General features: G+C 66.4%; 2 protein-coding genes and 1 pseudogene. All 3 read right to left on the bottom strand.

Annotated features, from left to right (window positions below):
- Nucleotides 1-57: 57 nt before the first annotated feature.
- Entirely contained in the window at nt 58-861 is an 804-nt protein-coding gene (locus BLR21_RS41470; protein WP_256335268.1) for an IS3 family transposase, read from the bottom strand.
- 50 nt (nt 862-911) lie between these two features.
- A complete protein-coding gene (locus BLR21_RS41465) occupies nt 912-1229 on the bottom strand; it encodes a helix-turn-helix domain-containing protein (RefSeq protein ID WP_176930045.1) in 318 nt (105 codons plus the stop codon).
- Between the two features lie 12 nt (nt 1230-1241).
- A pseudogene (locus BLR21_RS44795) lies at nt 1242-1391 on the bottom strand (helix-turn-helix domain-containing protein); the annotation flags it as partial.
- Nucleotides 1392-1397 lie beyond the last annotated feature (6 nt).

Here is a 1397-nt window from a genome sequence, read left to right as displayed (position 1 = left end):
TCCCCTGGGGGCGCTGCCCTGAACTGGTCCCCGGAAGTTGGACTGGCTAAGTGGAGGTTAGGCGGGTTGGTTCTGGGCTCGGTATTGGGCCGGGTTCAGGCCGCCGAGTGTGGTGGAGATGCGGGTGGTGTTGTACCAGTCGATGTAGTTGTCGAGTTCGGTGGTGAGCTCGGTGACGGTGTCGAACTTGGTGTGGTGGAACAGTTCTGCTTTGAGGTGGCCGAAGAAGTTCTCGGCCATGGCGTTGTCCAGGCAGTTGCCTCGGCGGGACATCGACTGGGGCAGACGGGCTTTGTCGAGGATGGCGCGCCAGGTGGGGTGCTGGTAGTGCAGGCCCTGGTCGGAGTGCACCAGCGGACGCTGGCCGGGGTGCAGGGTGGCGATCGCGTCGCGCAGTGCGGTGTTGACCAGGTCCATCGTGGGTGAGGGGCCGTAGGAGTAGGCGATGACGGAGCGGTCGAACAGGTCGATCACGGGTGAGAGGTAGATCTTGCGGTCACCAATGCGGAACTCGGTGATGTCGGTGACCCACTTCGTGTTCGGCTCGGTCGCGGTGAACTGGCGGTCCAGGATGTTCGGCGCGGCCGTGGCGGGCTGACCGGACCAGGCTTGACAGGACCGGCGGCGGCGCCGGACGTGGCTGCGCAGACCGAGGGTGTTCATCAGCTTGAGCACGGTCTTCTTCGCGACCGGCCGGCCGGCGTGGGTCAGCGCGTCGTGCACTCGCCGATGCCCGTAACGGCCGCGCGCGGCCTCGAACACCTCGGTGATCTCGGCCTTGAGCTCGGCATGCGGATCGGGCCGGTCCAGCCGGGCCTGGTGGTAGAAGAACGTCGAGCGTGCGACGCCGGCGACTTTCAGCAGTACCGGCAGCGGGAACTGCGCTTTGAGCGTGGCGATGACCTGGCTTTTCAGCCTCGCCCCTGCTCCCTCAAAGCCCGCAGTTTTTCCAGAAACGCCACCTTCGCGGACAGCTCGAGGTTCTCCTGCCGCAACCGTTCCAGCTCGTCAGCCGGGGCCGCGGGCTTCGCGGGGCGGCCTTTCGGCTTGGGCCGCAACGCGTCCTCACCCTCACGCCGGAACGCCGCCACCCACTTCTGCACCGTCTTCGGCGACGACAACCCGTACTCACGGGCCAGCTCGATCGCGGTCGCCTCACCCGCCACGAACCGGCGCACCACCTCGAGCTTGAACTCGAACGAGAACACCCGCCCGCGCTGTTTACTCACCAACGCTCCCGCGCCCCGCAGACTCCACCGATCACGCAAGCGTGCCACCGCAGACCACGACACACCCAACCGGGTCGCCACCACCCGATAGCCCAACCCGGCCTCGAACAACCTGACAGCAGCCCTGCGCTGCCGCGACGACAACGAACTACTCGGATTCACAGCACT

Source organism: Lentzea albidocapillata subsp. violacea, from assembly GCF_900100275.1.
Classification (GTDB): Bacteria; Actinomycetota; Actinomycetes; order Mycobacteriales; family Pseudonocardiaceae; genus Lentzea; species Lentzea violacea.
The sequence above is the reverse complement of the archived record's forward strand: the minus strand, read 5'-3'. Positions and strand labels throughout refer to the sequence as shown.